Here is a 13,804-nt window from a genome sequence, read left to right on the forward strand (position 1 = left end):
ACCTCCATAGTCATGAATCTGACTACTCAGAATTCTACCTAATCAGAATTCTGGCTATGATGAAGGTTGACGGGCGCCGGTACAAGGGGGGCCGGTGAAGGGGCAAGAGGGGACGAGGGAAAGAGGTCGCGCGATGGCCCTGCGGCACGCGGTGCTGGCGGCGTTGCTCGACGGCGAGTACAGCGGCTACCAGTTGGCGAAGGCCTTCGACACCGGCGTCGCCAACTTCTGGCACGCGCAGCCGCAGCAGCTCTACGCCGAACTGACCAGGCTGGAACGCGAAGGGCTGGTCACCGGGCGGCAGGTCGTGCAGGAGAACAGGCCGAACAAACGGGTGTTCCGGGTCACCGAGGCGGGTCTGGCCGAACTGGAGCATTTCGCGGCCGTCGCGGTCAAACCGTCCTTCATCCGCGACGATCTGCTCGTCAAGGTCCAAGCCGTGGACCGGATCGACGCCGAGGCCGTCGTCAAGCAGCTCCGCGAGCGGGCCGAGGTCGCCGCCGCCAAGGCCGAGGTCTTCGAGAAGATCCTGCGGAAGCTGCGCGGGGGCCTCGCCGAGGAGGTTTTCCTCCGCCGCGGCGAGCGTGTCGGCCCGTATCTGACCTGCCTGCGCGGCCTCGGCTTCGAGCGGGAGCACCGGGCGTGGTGCCTGCGGGTCGTCGACGTCCTGGAAGCGCGGTACGGAGACGCCCGGGCATGAGCCCGACGGCTCCCGGTCTGCCGGCCCCGTGTCGAGCGGCGCCGGACCGTGTATTTCGTACGATCCGCGGCATGGATGACGGAGTGCGTGGCGGGGCCGGTACGGGACCGGTCGAGCTGTCGTTGCTCAGGACGTTCCTGGCGGTGCACCGGGCCGGATCGTTCACCGCCGCCGCTCGGCTGCTCGGGCTTTCCCAGCCGACCGTCACCACGCAGATCCGGACGCTGGAGACCAGGCTCGGGCGCGAGCTGTTCGAGCGGCTGCCGGGCGGGGTCGCGGCGACGGCTGTCGCGGACGAACTGGCCGCGGAGGTCGCGGGCCCGCTCGACGCGCTGGAGGCCGTCACCGGGCGCGGCCGTGACCCGGAGGCCTCGGAGGCCGAACCCGTACGGCTGGCGGGACCGGCCGAGGTGCTGTGTGTACGGGTGCTGCCGGCCCTCGCGCCCCTGGTCGAGCAGGGTGTGCGGCTGCGGATCACCACCGGACTCACCGACGAACTGCTCGACGGTCTGCGCGCCGGCCGGCACGACCTGGTGATCTCGACCGTCCGTCCGCGCGGCCGGACACTGACCGCTGTGCCGCTGATGGACGAGGAGTTCGTGCTGGTCGCGGCGCCCGTCTGGGCCGATCGGATCGGCCCCGGGCGGGTCGCCGCAGCAGGCGCCGCGGCGCTGCGCGGTGTGCCCCTCGTGACGTATGCGGAGGACCTGCCCATCGCCCGCCGCTACTGGCGGCACGTCTTCGGGCAGCGGCTCACCGCGCGGGCCGCCGTCGTCGTACCCGATCTGCGCGGGGTGCTCTCGGCGGTCGTCGCAGGAGCGGGGCTCACCGTGCTCCCGCGCTACCTCTGCCTGGACGAACTCGCCTCCGGCGCGCTCATACTGCTGCTGGAGCCGGACGATCCGCCGATCAACACCGCGTACCTGGCGCAGCGGCCGGGCGCCGACCACCCGCACCTGCTGCGGGTCCGTGACCGCCTGGTGCAGGCGGCCCGCGCCTGGTGAGACGCCCCACGCCCCGGCATTGGTGCGGTGTGGGCCACCGGCCGACGGCCGACTGCCCATCCGGATGCCCCCGCCCGCCCGGCCGGTGGTCCGGTCTCCGGGTGCGCGATACGGCGGCCCCGGCGTCACCGACGCGGCGGGCCGGGTCAGTGCGCGGGGAAGACCGTGCTCAGCAGCCGGAACAGCTCCGCGCGTTCGGCGTCGGAGAGGCTGTCCAGTCCGGTCTGGGTGCGTTCCATCCGGGCGCGGATGGCGTCGATCGCGCCCGCACCGTCCTCTGTGAGGACGACGTTCTTGACGCGACGGTCGGTGGGGCTGACCTCACGGCGGACCAGCTCGCGCTTCTCCAGCCGGTCGATGATCCCGGTCATGTTCGATGCGTCGCACGCCAGGGTGTCGGCGAGGGCACGCATTGACGCGGGCGCGCGGCGCAGCACCGTGAGGGTCTTGGCCTGGCTGGACGTGAGGCCGGAATCGGCCGCCGCGGCGGTGAAATCGGCGTAGTGCGTACTGAGCGAGTGGGCGAGCAGCTCCATGAGCTGGGCCTTGGTGGGTGTATCCGGCATGCCGAGAGAGTACCGCGGAAAACTTGACTTCCTCAACGTTTGATGTCTACCTTCATAGCTATTGCTTGAGCTGTTCAAGCATAGATCACTTCAATCATCGGCGATGTCGAACATCGCCGGACTCCACGCACCGGCCGCCGTCGGCAGCCCGACCGAAAGAACCCCGTGACGTCCTCCCTCCACGCCGCGCCCGAGCGCCGCACCGGCGGCCCCGCCCTCGTCCTGGTCCTCGGCCTCGCCGCCATGGTGGTGTCGATGATGCAGACCCTGGTCGTGCCCATCCTGGGCATCATCCAGAACGACCTCGGCGCCTCCGCCACCGAGGTCAGCTGGGTCACCACCGCGACGCTACTCTCGGCGGCGGTCTTCACCCCGCTCCTCGGCCGCTTCGGCGACCAGCACGGCAAGAAGCCGACCCTGGTGGCCGTGCTGGTCCTGATGGTCGCCGGATCCGTGCTCGCGGCGACCACCGACTCCATGGCGCTGCTGCTGGTCGCCCGGGTCATGCAGGGCGCCGCCACCGCGATCTTCCCGCTCGCGCTCTCCGTCCTCCGGGAGGAGATCGCCCCCGAGCGCCTGCCCGGAGCCATGGCCCTGGTCAGCGGAACGCTGGCCTTCGGCAGCGGCCTGGCCCTGGTCGGCGCCGGCCTCCTCACACAGGGCGCCGCACCCGACTACCACCGGGTCTTCTGGCTGGCCGCCGCACTCGCGGTCGTCGCCCTGGCCGCCGTCGTCGCCGTCGTACCCGCGTCCCGCACCAGGACCGGCGGGCGCACCGACTGGCTCGGCGCGGCCTCCCTCGCCGCTCTGCTCGTCCTGTTCCTGCTCCCCGTCTCGCAGGGCCACTCCTGGGGCTGGACCTCGGGCCGCACCCTCGCGCTGTTCGCCGGTGCCGTGCTGATGACGGTGGTCTGGGTCGTCGTCGAGCGCACGGTCCGGGAACCCATGGTCGACATGAAGATGTTCGTGCACCGGCCGGTGCTGTGGACCAACGTCGCCGGACTGCTGCTCGGTTTCGCGATGTTCGCGCAGTTCATCGGTGTCTCGTACCTCGTCCAGATACCCGACGACATCGCCGGCTACGGCTTTGGAGCCTCGGTCCTGCGCGCCTCGGTCGCCTATCTGCTGCCCTCCGCGCTCGCCTCCCTCGTGGCCGCCCAGCTCGGTGGTGCCCTCGTCCGCCGGGCCGGGGCGCGGGCCACCCTCGCCGCCGGTGCCTCGCTCGGCGCGACCGGCTTCGCCTGGCTCACCCTCGCCCACGGCACCACCGCCTCGGTGATCCTCGCCGGCATGGTCATCGGCGTGGCCGTCAGCTTCGGCTACGCCGCCATGCCCGCCCTGATCGTCGCAGGGGTACCCCACCACCAGACAGGCATCGCCAACGGCATCAACTCCATCTCCCGTTCCGTCGGCAGTGCGATCGCGAGCGCGGTCGTCACCTCCCTGCTCGCCTCCAGGACCCTGGGGAACCTCCCGGCCGGTGCACCCGCACTGCCCGCCGAGAGCCAGTTCACCCTCAGCTTCGCGCTCGCCGGTACCGCGTTCGCCCTCGTCGTCGGGGTCGCCCTCGTCGGACTGGCGACCCGCGGCCCCTCCGCCCGCAGGGGCGAGGCCGCCGCCGGACGCCCCGGGGAGGCCGGGCCTTCCGAGCCGGCCGGGGTACGTATCGCACCTGAACCCGCCGCCGTCTGAACACGGCCCTCGCCGCCGTCCGCCCACCCCCGCTCGCACGCCCCCGTACAGGCGACCCACCATCGCCCCCACAGGAGAAGACCCACCATGAAGGCCATCACCTACCGCACCTACGGAGGCCCCGAGGTCCTCGAGTACACCGAGGTCCCGGAGCCCAAGCTCGGCGCCGACAGCGTCCTGGTCCGTGTCAGGGCCGCCTCCGTCAATCCGGTCGACTGGAAGATCCAGGCCGGCTACCTCGACTCGGTCCTCGACGCCGTCTTCCCCGTCATCCCGGGCTGGGACGTCGCCGGAGTGGTCGAGAAGGTCGGCGTCGGCGTCACCGAGTACGCGCCCGGCGACGAGGTCATGGGGTACGTCCGCGAGGACTTCGTCTCCCGCGGCACCTTCGCCGAGTACGTCGCCGCGCCCGTACGCACTCTGGCCCGCAAGCCCGCCGCGCTGGGCTTCGAACAGGCCGCCGGTCTGCCGCTGGCCGGCCTGACCGCCTATCAGGCGCTCACCCGGCACCTGAAGCTCGCAGAGGGCGACACCCTGCTGGTGCATGCCGCGGCCGGTGGTGTCGGATCTCTCGCCGTCCAGATCGCCCGCGCACTGGGCGTGCGGGTGATCGGCACGGCGAGCCCGCGCAACCACGACTTCCTCCGCGCACTCGGCGCGGAACCCGTCACCTACGGCGAAGGTCTCGCCGAGCGCGTCACGGCACTCGCCCCGGACGGTGTGGACGCCGTCCTGGACCTCGTCGGGGGTGAGGCGCTCCGGCTCTCGCCGTCCCTCCTCGCCCCCGGCGGCCGGCTCGCCTCGGTCGCGGACGGCACGGTCGTCACCCTCGGCGGCACCTATGTCTTCGTCCGCCCCGACACGGCCGACCTCACCCGGCTCGCCGACCTCGCCGACGAGGGGCTGCTGAGGGTCGACGTCGCCGCGGTCTTCCCGCTGGAGGAGACCGCCGGGGCCCAGCGGCTCAGTCAGGAGGGCCACACCCGCGGGAAGATCGTCGTCACGGTCGGCTGAATGCGCGTCAGCCCGGCCGACGTCGCCGGGCGGGCGGCCGGCAGGGGCTCGGGGCCCTGGGTCCCGGGCCCGGCTCGGCGCCCGGGCGGTGCGACAGGACGCCTGGACGTGAAGCGACCCGGACGGACCAGCATCAGGACCGTTCCGGGTCGTTTTGTGCCCAGAGTGGACACATACGCATTCCTTGGCTTCGGGAGATCACCCATGGGACACATCGACCGCCGCGATCTCGGTCTGCTCGTCCTGCGCGTCGGTACCGGCGCCGTGCTGGCGGCTCACGGCACCCAGAAGCTCTTCGGGTGGTTCGGCGGCGGCGGAGTCGAGGGAACCGCCGAGGCGATGGAGGCCATGGGCTACAGCCCGGGGAAGCCTAGTGCCGTCGCCTCCGGGCTCGGCGAGGCCGGCGGGGGCGCCCTGCTGGCCCTGGGACTGGCCACGCCCGTCGCCGGCGCCGCGGCGGCGGGTGCCATGGCGGGCGCGGTGGCGGTGCACGCGCCGGCCGGGTTCTTCGCCCAGGGCGGCGGCTTCGAGTACCCCGCGTTCCTCGGCCTCACGGCCGCGAGCCTGGGTCTCGCCGGCGCGGGGAGGTTCTCGCTCGACCACGTCACCGGGTACCGGTTCGACCGTCCGGCGACCATCGCCCTCGCCTTCGCGGCGAGTGCGCTCGCCGCGGCCGCGGTGGTCAGCCGGAGGGCGGCCAGGCTTGCGAGACGGGAACGGGAGGAGTCCGCGGCGGACATCACCGGGCTGTGGGACGACGAGGACTGACGGCCCGAACGGTCCGGCGTACGCGTCGACGGGGCAACGCCCGGCGCTTTGCCACGACTGCTGCGACGCATGAGCCGCCCCCTTTCGCCTGACGGCGAGCACAGGCCGGACCGTCGATCCGTGCGCCTGTTCCGGCGCCGAAACGTGCTCTCACCGGCATAGCCCTGTCGGCGCACTCGCACTCGGCCGAAGTGTTGATTCCTCCGCGCGCCTGTCGCGTTCATCGCATCACGCGACCGAATGATGCCGAAGGCAGGCCCGGCCGCTCAGCCGGGTGCGGCCGCCCTCGCCGCCCTCGCCGCTTTCGGCATGCGGGCGGCATGACGCGGCGGCCGTGCCCGAAGAGCCGGGGGACACCGACTTTTCGAGTTTCGACATCTCGAAGAAAGTAGAGCACTTCATGAGTCGTGAGAGCAGGACGCCGTCCGGTCTGGGCCCGCGTCCGCAGCGGAACAGATGGCTCACCGGCGGTTTGATGTCGTCGTTGGCCCTCGTGATGCTGGGCCTCAGCAGCCCCGCGCTGGTGGCGGCGGCCAGCCCCCAGACGCCGACCGACACCGAGCTGGCGAGCGTGCTGGCCGACAAGTGCAAGAGCAGGGTTCTCCCCGACTTCATGGTGGAGTACGACCGGGACTGCAAGGGCAAGACCGGCGACAAGGGCAAGACCGGCGACAAGGGCCCCACCGGCGACAAGGGTCCGACGGGTGACCGGGGTCCGACGGGTGCGACGGGTGCGACCGGTGCGACCGGTGCGACCGGTGCGACCGGTGGGGCCGGTACGCCGGGTGCCACGGGTGCCACGGGTGCGACGGGTGCGACGGGTGCGACGGGTGCCACGGGTGCCACGGGCGCGACTGGTGCCACCGGCGCCGGCGCGTGCGTCGACATCGACTCCTACGCTCCGAGCGCCAGCGAGGAGTTCAGCGCCGTCCTGAAGGCGAACGGGGAGTACTGGGTCGGCAGGCGCGAACACGACGACAACCCCATCGACGGCGACTGGGGTGCCGCGGAAGGCGACTACGAATGGCAGCGCATCGACACCAACGGCGGCGAGTACCCGGACGACCCGTGTGCCGTGTCCATCACGTCGCAGGGCAACCACGCCTACGCCAAGGTCCTCACCGTCTCGGGCCTCGTGTTCGAGACGCACGGTGACGTGGAGGGATCGACCTTCGTCTGGGACGAGCCCTGGGTCGCCCTGGTCGACCAGCCGGTAGTCGTCCAGCAGTTCAAGGCGGAGAAGGCCCTCAGCGCCGCTCCGAAGAACGCCCCGAAGAACACCCACAGGGGCAGGTGAGGCTCCTGATCCGGTCCGTTCCTGACGGCCGGTCGGAGTCCTGACGAACAGCGTGTGCCGTGCCCGGTGACCGCCGGGCACGGCACACGTGCACGTCCCGCTCCTCTCGCAGGCTTCCCGGGGGATGGCCACCGGGGCTGCTCCGCGGCCGCAAGGTGATCCGTAAGACACCCCTGAGTCCTCCCCGCGTGCCGCCCAGCGGTCGTACTCTGTCAGGCGACGGCACGGCATCGGGCCGGGCCGACACGCGCCCTGAACGCCGTGGCATGGGACCACGTGCAGCAAGGCGACCCCCGAGCGGCCGTGGCCCCTGCAACCAAGCCATGGCCATCCAGAGGGAACTCGACGACCTGCGCGGGCGGGCGGGCACCCTGGCCACTCTCGGTTGCGCCTACCAACAGCTCGGGGAGCACTCCGAGGCCTTCGCGTGCCGCCGACGAAGCCTGGAACTCCACAGTGCCCTGGGCCACCGCTTCAAGGAGGCGGAAGCCCTCGTGCACCGCCGAGAGGTCCACCGGGCCATGGGCGACCGGAACGCTGCGGGACTGACCCTCGAACAAGCACTCGATGTCCACCCGTCACGCGTCGAGCGCCGGCGTCCGGCCGAGCTCCGACCGGGCTCGGCCCGCGTCCGGCAGCGGCAGTCTCAGCACGGCGTCCAACGGACCGGGCGCGGCCGGCGCAAGGTGTATCCGCCAGGCCGCTGCCAGTGCCGCACCGGCGGGCAGCGGGACCGTATGGGCGCTCAGCAGGCGCGCCACGGGGGCGGTGTACCGGCACCGGGTCGGCCACGAGGCCGAACGGCCCGCGGACCGGCCGTAGGACCGCCGCTCGGTAGGCATCGGCGGGCGTCGCCGGTGTGCAGGGACTGCCCGTCGCCAACCGGGCATACCACACGAAATAGTACGCATATCGGCAGGCTTCGGGGGGTATTCGCAGCCACATGTCCCCTTTCATGCTTCTGCCCGGCGTGTACCGGCCACAGGCCGATACCCGGCTGCTGGCCGCCGCGCTCGCCGCCGAGCAGATCGCGCAGGGGAGCGAAGTGCTGGACGTCGGCACCGGAAGCGGTGTCCTCGCCTTGGCGGCCGCCCGCCGAGGCGCGCGCGTCACCGCCGTCGACGTCTACTGGCCGGCCGTACTGACCGCCTGGCTCAACGCACGACGCAGCCGACTGCCGTTGCGGGTCGAACGGGGGGACATCGGGACGTGTGCCCGCGGCCGTCGTTTCGACCTCGTCGTCTGCAATCCGCCGTACGTCCCCGCCCCGGGGGGGCCGACCCGCGGAGCCGCCCTTGCCTGGGACGCCGGTCGCGACGGCCGGAGGGTCATCGACCGGCTGTGCGCCCGCGCTGCGGCGTTGCTGCGGCCGGGCGGCGTTCTGCTGCTGGTCCACTCGGGCCTGTGCGGAGCCGCGACCACCGTGGCCCTGCTCCGGCGACAGGGGCTGTCCGCACGCGTGACGGTGCGCGCCGACATCCCGTGGGGCCCGGTGCTGTCCTCCCGCCGATGCTGGCTCCACCAAGAGGGACTGGCCTCGGCGTCCGAGACCCGGGAGAAGCTGGTGGTGATCCGTGCCGAACATGCCCGACCCCGCGCCTGACCCCTCACCCCCCGTAACCGGACCGGCCGCCCCACGGCCACGCCGGGTCCTTGTCGACCCCCAGGGCCCCGTACTGATCGAGGGCCCCGTCGCCGTCGTCATGCCCGACGGCGCGGTTAGGCACTGCGACCGGTTCATGGTCGCCGTGTGCACCTGTCGACGCAGTCGCGACTACCCGTGGTGCGACACCAGCCACCGCATCAAGGGACGCCGATGACCGCCGCACCGAGCCGCGGCATCCCCTGGCACGACCACCGCGGTCCGCTGTCCGCGGCCCTCACCGGGGCCCTGCGCGACGGCACCTCGCCGCCGCCCGGCCTCGCCGCCGCGGCGGCCGACCCTGCGACGAACCCATGGGCAGAGGACCTCCACCTCGCCCTCTACCTCCTCTACGAACTGCACTACCGCGGCCTGCCCGGCGTTCCTGACGACCGCGAATGGGACCCTGAACTGCTGCGTGTCCGCGCCGCACTCGAACAGCGTTTCCTGTCCGCTCTCGGCCAGGCCCTGCCTGGGCCGCGGACCGTCGCAGACGCCCTGGACCCGCTGCTGATCGAGCCCTCCGACCAGGCAGGCAGCATCAGTGCCCATCTGGCCCGTACCGGAAGCCTGGCGCAGGCCCGCGAGTACGCCGCGATGCGCTCGCTGTACCACCTCAAGGAAGCCGACCCGCACGCCTGGGTGATCCCCCGGCTCACCGGCCGGGCCAAGGCCGCGTTCGTCGCTGTCGAATACGACGAATTCGGGGCCGGTCACCCGGCCGCGATCCACGCCCGGCTCTTCGCCGACCTGATGGCCGACCTGGGGTTGGACGCCACCTACGGCCACTATCTGGCGCACACCCCCGCCGAAGCCCTCGCCACGGTCAACCTGATGTCCCTCTTCGGTCTGCACCGGGCCTGGCGCGGCGCCCTGGTCGGCCACTTCGCCTGCGTCGAGGTCACCTCCTCACCTGGTTCGAAGCGCATGGTGAATGCCCTTCGAGTCTGCGGCGCCGGTCCCGCGGCCATACGCTTCTACGCCGAGCACGTCACTGCGGACGCAGTCCACGAACAGGTCGTACGGCAAGAGGTCATCACCGGCCTGCTCACGGACGAACCCGCGCTGGAGTCCCAGCTCGCCTTCGGCTGCGATGCGACCGTACTGTTGGAGAACCGCCTCGCCGACCATGTGCTGACTGCCTGGACAGCAGGCCGTAGTGCCCTGCGCCGACCCCTCACCCCCTCGCAGCGGGGACCGGGTCGACCACCTCTGGGTTGACCCGGCTGCCAACAGCCGGCAACGGGTTCGCAGGACCCGACCATGTCGCCGAGCCGACCGCGGAGTGCGCCGTTCCCCCGGATGGCGGCGCACTGGCGGCGTGGAACTTCGATCGGCAGCTTCGAGGCCAGGGAGGCGATGCTGTGGCCGGGCATGCCTGGCGCAGCACGGTGAGGGCTCCGGCGACGTCCGGAGGCGGCCATGGAGGTGCCGCCCAGGACGCAGCAGGGGGTTGCCGGGGACGGAGGAGGCGATGTCGACACCGGAGGCGAGGAGGCCCAGCAGGGGGCCCGGTCACCGAAGGTGGAGGGCTGGTCGTCGTCACTGGTGGCGCAACCGATGCAGCAAGGCGCTTGGGGCCGGAACCGGTTGTTCCCACGATCCGACGACCTTGGGCAATCGGCACGTCGACGCCGCCGCCGTGCGAGCAGGCGCTACGCCGGGACGTCCTTGCGGCGGGGCATCAGCAGCTGGGCCGCCACCGCGACGAGGAGCGGCAGGATGCTCACGGTCAGCATGGTGAGCCGGAGGCCCGTCGTGAAGTCCAGTGGAAGGTTCAGCCCGGCGGCCAGCCGAAGCAGATTGGGGTCGTATCCGACGGCGCCCGGGCTGTGCGCCATTGCGCTGCGCACGGCGTCCACGGCCTCCTCGGCCCGGGTCACCGACAGCCCGCGCGACTCGGCGTCCGCCAGCCACTGCTGGTGGAAGAAGAAGTTGAGGAGCAGGAGGTAGACGGTGGGCCCGAAGGCGTAGCCGGTCATCCCGACGGCCGGCTGCAGCGACGCGACCGTGCCGGAACGTCCGGGCGGTGCGTGGGCAAGGATCGCCTCGGCGGCCGAGGCGGACGTGACCAGCGACCCCAGGTTGCACAGCCACGTGGCCAGCACGAGCCACCACAGCGCCATTTCCGGGGCGGCGGTGCCCGTCAACAGCAGTCCGCTCGCGGCCAGCACCGACAAACCCGTCATCATCACCGGCCGTGGCGTGTACTTCCCGACCATGCGCCCGGCCAGGACCACGGCACCGGCGACCAGCAGTGTGCCGGGCAGATACAGCAGGCCGATGGTCTCCGGGGGCAGGGACAGCACAACACCGCCGAACTGCCCGAGGGTGAAGCTGAATCCGGCAGCAAGGAAATTGAGCACGAGGGCCGCGGCAAGGGCCACGTTGAACGCCGGGCTGCGGAACAACGCCAGGTCCAGCACCGGCTCGGTCGTACGGCGTTCATGGAGGATGAACAGCAGCCCGGTGACCGCACTGCCCAGCAGCGGCAGCCAGGTCTGGGGGCGGGTGATGCCGTTCTGCGCGGCGGAGACGCCGATGACCAGGCACAGAAGGGCCGCACCGACCAGGACCACGCCCACGACATCGAGCCGGCGGCGCTGCTGGACGGGGGGCTCGGGGACGTACCGGGCCGTCAGCCAGAACGCGACCACGGACAGCAGTGGGGCCACCAGAAACAGCGACCGCCAGCCCGTCGTCGCGATCACCCAGCCCGTAAAGGCGGGTGTCACCCCGCACAGGAGCATCTCCACGGCCATGAAGACACCGATGGCTGCCGGCCGTTTCTTCGGCGGCACCGAGACCTTCAGCAGGGCCAGTGACATTCCCACAAGCGCGGTGAGTCCCAGTCCGTCCAGGAAACGCATCGCCAGCAGGAAGCCGTAGCCCGGGGACAGCGCGGAGAGCAGGTTCGCGACCGTGACGACGACCAGTCCCAGCATCAGCAACCGCTTTAGTCCGAAGGCGTCCCCGAGACTGCCCGCGGCGAGAACAGCGGCGGCCACCACCAGCGTTGCCGCCCCACTGAGCACTCCGACGACCTGCGCCGGGACGTGGAGGGCCTGGCTCACCTGCGGCAGATTGAGGCTGAGCACCAGCGGATCGACGACCGAGACGGTGAAGGCGATAGAGAGTCCGAGAATGATGGGCAGGGCCGTCGAGCCGTTCCGTGAGGCCGTCGGCACTGCCCTACCTCCCGTAGACCCCGTATGTCGTATGCCGATCGACGGTAGCCGGGGCACCGCGCCTCGCCGGGCATTTCTGTGCCGACGCGCGAGAGGAACGGCCACGGGACCAAGGCACGGCGTGACTCGGCGGTCAGGGGACGCGACCGGGCCGAGGGACGCGACCACACCCGTTCCGCCGCCTGAAGTGAGGTATGAAGATCGTCTCCCCGGGCACCCGATGACCCCTGCCTGAATCGGGACGTCCTGCCGGTCCTGCGCGAACTGCGCCCGCGTCTCACCGAGGGGCTCCTCTGGAAGAACCACGATGAGGGCGGTCCGCAAGGTCTCCGCTTCAGCGTCGCGTACGCCGACGGCCGCCCGGCCGCAGCGGCGCCCTCCGGCGGGCCTTTGTCTTGGGCGGCGGGATCTTGTGACGGACTCGGCGCTGGTGGAGCTTCCGTACGGCCGGGCCGGCGGAGCCGGCGAGCTGCCGCTGACCACGACCGACTGCGCCGCCGACGGCACGTGCAGCTGCCCTTGACCTGGCTGCCGGGCCGCCGCCCGGGCGGGCGCCTAGGGTGGGGATTGAAGGGTGGTTGCGTCGTGCGCGGCACACCCGCGCGGACCCGGCGAGAAGAGGGTGAGCGCGTCCGATGAAGTGGTCGAAGATCGCCTACAAGCCGGTGGGCCTGGCCCTGGGGGCATGCGGCGGCCTGCTCGCCGGAGCCGTTTTCAAGCAGACCTGGAAGCTGCTGGCGCACGAGGCGAAGGCGCCCCGGGCCACCGACGAGGACCGCAGCTGGCGCGAGGTGCTGATCGCCTCGGCCGTCCAGGGCGCGATCTTCGGCGTGGTGAAGGCGGCGGTCGACCGTGGCGGTGCCGCGGCGGCCCGTCGGGTCACCGGGACCTGGCCCGGATGAGCCGGACGTGGGGGTGGCCATGACGACGCAGGAGTGGGCATGACGATGTACGACCCGGCGAAGGCCGCCGAACACGCGCTGGCCGCGGTAGGCGTCTGCCTTATGCGGGGCGACGAGGTCAGGCGCTGCGTCCATGCTGACGAGGCCGCCTGGACGCGCTTCGCCACGCACTGGGAGGAGCTGTCCCCGGACACGTACGCCGCCGAGCACGGCACCCGGCGGCTGCGCCGTTACGGGGAGTTCCGGTACGTCCCGGACGGCGGGACGATCGCCCCATTGCCGACCCGACCGTTCGTCCAGCCGGGGGACAGCAACCCCCTGTACGTGGCCGTGGAACGCCACTTCGATCCGCTGGCCCCCACTTTCGAGGCCGATCCGGTGCTGCGCGGGCTGCTGGAGCTGCTGGGCAGGATGGCGACGGCGCTGGACGGGGACACGCCCGTCTGGAGCGCCAAGGTGCACCCCTTCCGCGTCGTCGCCACCGCCGGCAGCCAGGGCAGCCCGACCCCGGAGGGGCTGCACCGGGACGGCGTCACGCTGGTGTCGTCCCTGTTGGTCGGCCGGCGCAACGCCACCGGCGGCGAGAGCTCGGTGGTCGGCCCGGACGGGCGTGAAGTGCTGACGACCATGCTGAGCGAGCCGGGGACGCTGCTGCTCGGCGACGACCGGTGCACCCGGCATGAGGTGTCCCCGATCCGGCCCGTCGACCCCGCGCGGCCGGCCCACCGGGACGTACTGGTGACCACCTTCATGCCCACCTGACCTCGTCCCGGCAGGGGCCATATGCGCTCTTGGTGCCGAAGCCGTCGGGCGGGGCGCGTCACGCGGAGCCCGTCCGACGGACGAGGATTGATCACAACCGGAAACGCGCCCTGGTGCAAGGACTGTTGTTCAGGGTCCGGCGCTGCATCCGTTGGACGGGCTGTCGCAGGTCCTGTGCCGTCGTGCCGGTGTTGGGGGGGGGGGGGGGGGGGGGGGAGGGGGGAGCGGGGGGGGGGGGGGGGGGGGGGGGGGGGGGGGGGGGGGGGGGA

The 13,804-nt window shown here is 71.9% G+C and carries 14 protein-coding genes; 11 read left to right on the forward strand and 3 right to left on the reverse strand.

All coding sequences use genetic code 11. The annotated features are described in order from the left end of the window. Window positions 1–133 precede the first annotated feature (133 nt). Both ACZ4Z5_RS05860 and ACZ4Z5_RS05865 read left to right on the forward strand, forming a co-directional pair. Window positions 134–700, forward strand: a complete 567-nt coding sequence (locus tag ACZ4Z5_RS05860) for a PadR family transcriptional regulator (protein WP_468257156.1) — start codon at window positions 134–136, stop codon at window positions 698–700. A gap of 71 nt (window positions 701–771) precedes the next feature. Then, entirely contained in the window at window positions 772–1,704 is a 933-nt protein-coding gene (locus tag ACZ4Z5_RS05865; protein WP_468257159.1) for a LysR family transcriptional regulator, read from the forward strand. 146 nt (window positions 1,705–1,850) lie between these two features. On the opposite strand, the gene ACZ4Z5_RS05870 is transcribed toward ACZ4Z5_RS05865, so the two are convergent. Beyond that, window positions 1,851–2,270, reverse strand: a complete 420-nt coding sequence (locus ACZ4Z5_RS05870) for a MarR family winged helix-turn-helix transcriptional regulator (protein WP_468257161.1) — start codon at window positions 2,268–2,270, stop codon at window positions 1,851–1,853. A 165-nt stretch (window positions 2,271–2,435) separates the two neighbouring features. On the opposite strand from ACZ4Z5_RS05870, the gene ACZ4Z5_RS05875 reads away from it, so the two are divergent. The 4 genes from ACZ4Z5_RS05875 (at window position 2,436) to ACZ4Z5_RS05890 (ending at window position 7,041) form a co-directional block, all read left to right on the forward strand. Next, window positions 2,436–3,962 (forward strand): MFS transporter, encoded by a 1,527-nt coding sequence (locus tag ACZ4Z5_RS05875; protein WP_468257164.1) that lies wholly within the window; start codon window positions 2,436–2,438, stop codon window positions 3,960–3,962. Between the two features lie 87 nt (window positions 3,963–4,049). Then, the gene (locus ACZ4Z5_RS05880; protein ID WP_468257166.1) at window positions 4,050–4,976 is read left to right on the forward strand and encodes an NADP-dependent oxidoreductase; all 927 of its coding nucleotides are present in this window, start codon (window positions 4,050–4,052) and stop codon (window positions 4,974–4,976) included. A 204-nt stretch (window positions 4,977–5,180) separates the two neighbouring features. After that, entirely contained in the window at window positions 5,181–5,744 is a 564-nt protein-coding gene (locus ACZ4Z5_RS05885; protein WP_468257168.1) for a DoxX family protein, read from the forward strand. A gap of 400 nt (window positions 5,745–6,144) precedes the next feature. Continuing rightward, window positions 6,145–7,041, forward strand: coding sequence for a hypothetical protein (locus tag ACZ4Z5_RS05890; RefSeq protein ID WP_468257171.1), 897 nt, complete (start codon window positions 6,145–6,147; stop codon window positions 7,039–7,041). A 578-nt stretch (window positions 7,042–7,619) separates the two neighbouring features. Here the strand turns inward: ACZ4Z5_RS05890 and ACZ4Z5_RS05895 are convergent. After that, complete coding sequence (locus ACZ4Z5_RS05895) at window positions 7,620–7,802, reverse strand: hypothetical protein (RefSeq protein ID WP_468257173.1); 183 nt, start codon at window positions 7,800–7,802, stop codon at window positions 7,620–7,622. Between the two features lie 182 nt (window positions 7,803–7,984). Between ACZ4Z5_RS05895 and ACZ4Z5_RS05900 the strand changes: the two genes are divergently transcribed. From ACZ4Z5_RS05900 to ACZ4Z5_RS05910, 3 genes are all read left to right on the forward strand, one after another. Beyond that, complete coding sequence (locus ACZ4Z5_RS05900) at window positions 7,985–8,644, forward strand: HemK2/MTQ2 family protein methyltransferase (protein ID WP_468257175.1); 660 nt, start codon at window positions 7,985–7,987, stop codon at window positions 8,642–8,644. Between the two features lie 100 nt (window positions 8,645–8,744). Beyond that, a complete protein-coding gene (locus ACZ4Z5_RS05905) occupies window positions 8,745–8,861 on the forward strand; it encodes a CDGSH iron-sulfur domain-containing protein (protein ID WP_468257694.1) in 117 nt (38 codons plus the stop codon). Next, window positions 8,858–9,904, forward strand: coding sequence for an iron-containing redox enzyme family protein (locus ACZ4Z5_RS05910; protein ID WP_468257178.1), 1,047 nt, complete (start codon window positions 8,858–8,860; stop codon window positions 9,902–9,904). The genes ACZ4Z5_RS05905 and ACZ4Z5_RS05910 overlap by 4 nt, the downstream gene beginning before the upstream one ends. A 434-nt stretch (window positions 9,905–10,338) precedes the next feature. Here the strand turns inward: ACZ4Z5_RS05910 and ACZ4Z5_RS05915 are convergent, their stop codons facing one another. Continuing rightward, window positions 10,339–11,871 carry an MFS transporter gene (locus tag ACZ4Z5_RS05915; RefSeq protein ID WP_468257181.1) on the reverse strand — a complete coding sequence of 511 codons (1,533 nt, stop codon included), beginning with the start codon at window positions 11,869–11,871 and terminating at the stop codon, window positions 10,339–10,341. 635 nt (window positions 11,872–12,506) lie between these two features. On the opposite strand from ACZ4Z5_RS05915, the gene ACZ4Z5_RS05920 reads away from it, so the two are divergent. Then, on the forward strand, window positions 12,507–12,773 hold the full coding sequence (locus ACZ4Z5_RS05920; RefSeq protein ID WP_468257183.1) for a DUF4235 domain-containing protein: 267 nt from the start codon (window positions 12,507–12,509) through the stop codon (window positions 12,771–12,773). Between the two features lie 39 nt (window positions 12,774–12,812). Next, window positions 12,813–13,535 (forward strand): 2OG-Fe dioxygenase family protein, encoded by a 723-nt coding sequence (locus ACZ4Z5_RS05925; protein WP_468257187.1) that lies wholly within the window; start codon window positions 12,813–12,815, stop codon window positions 13,533–13,535. Window positions 13,536–13,804: the final 269 nt, after the last annotated feature.

It is taken from the genome of Streptomyces sp. NPDC030222, from assembly GCF_055573115.1.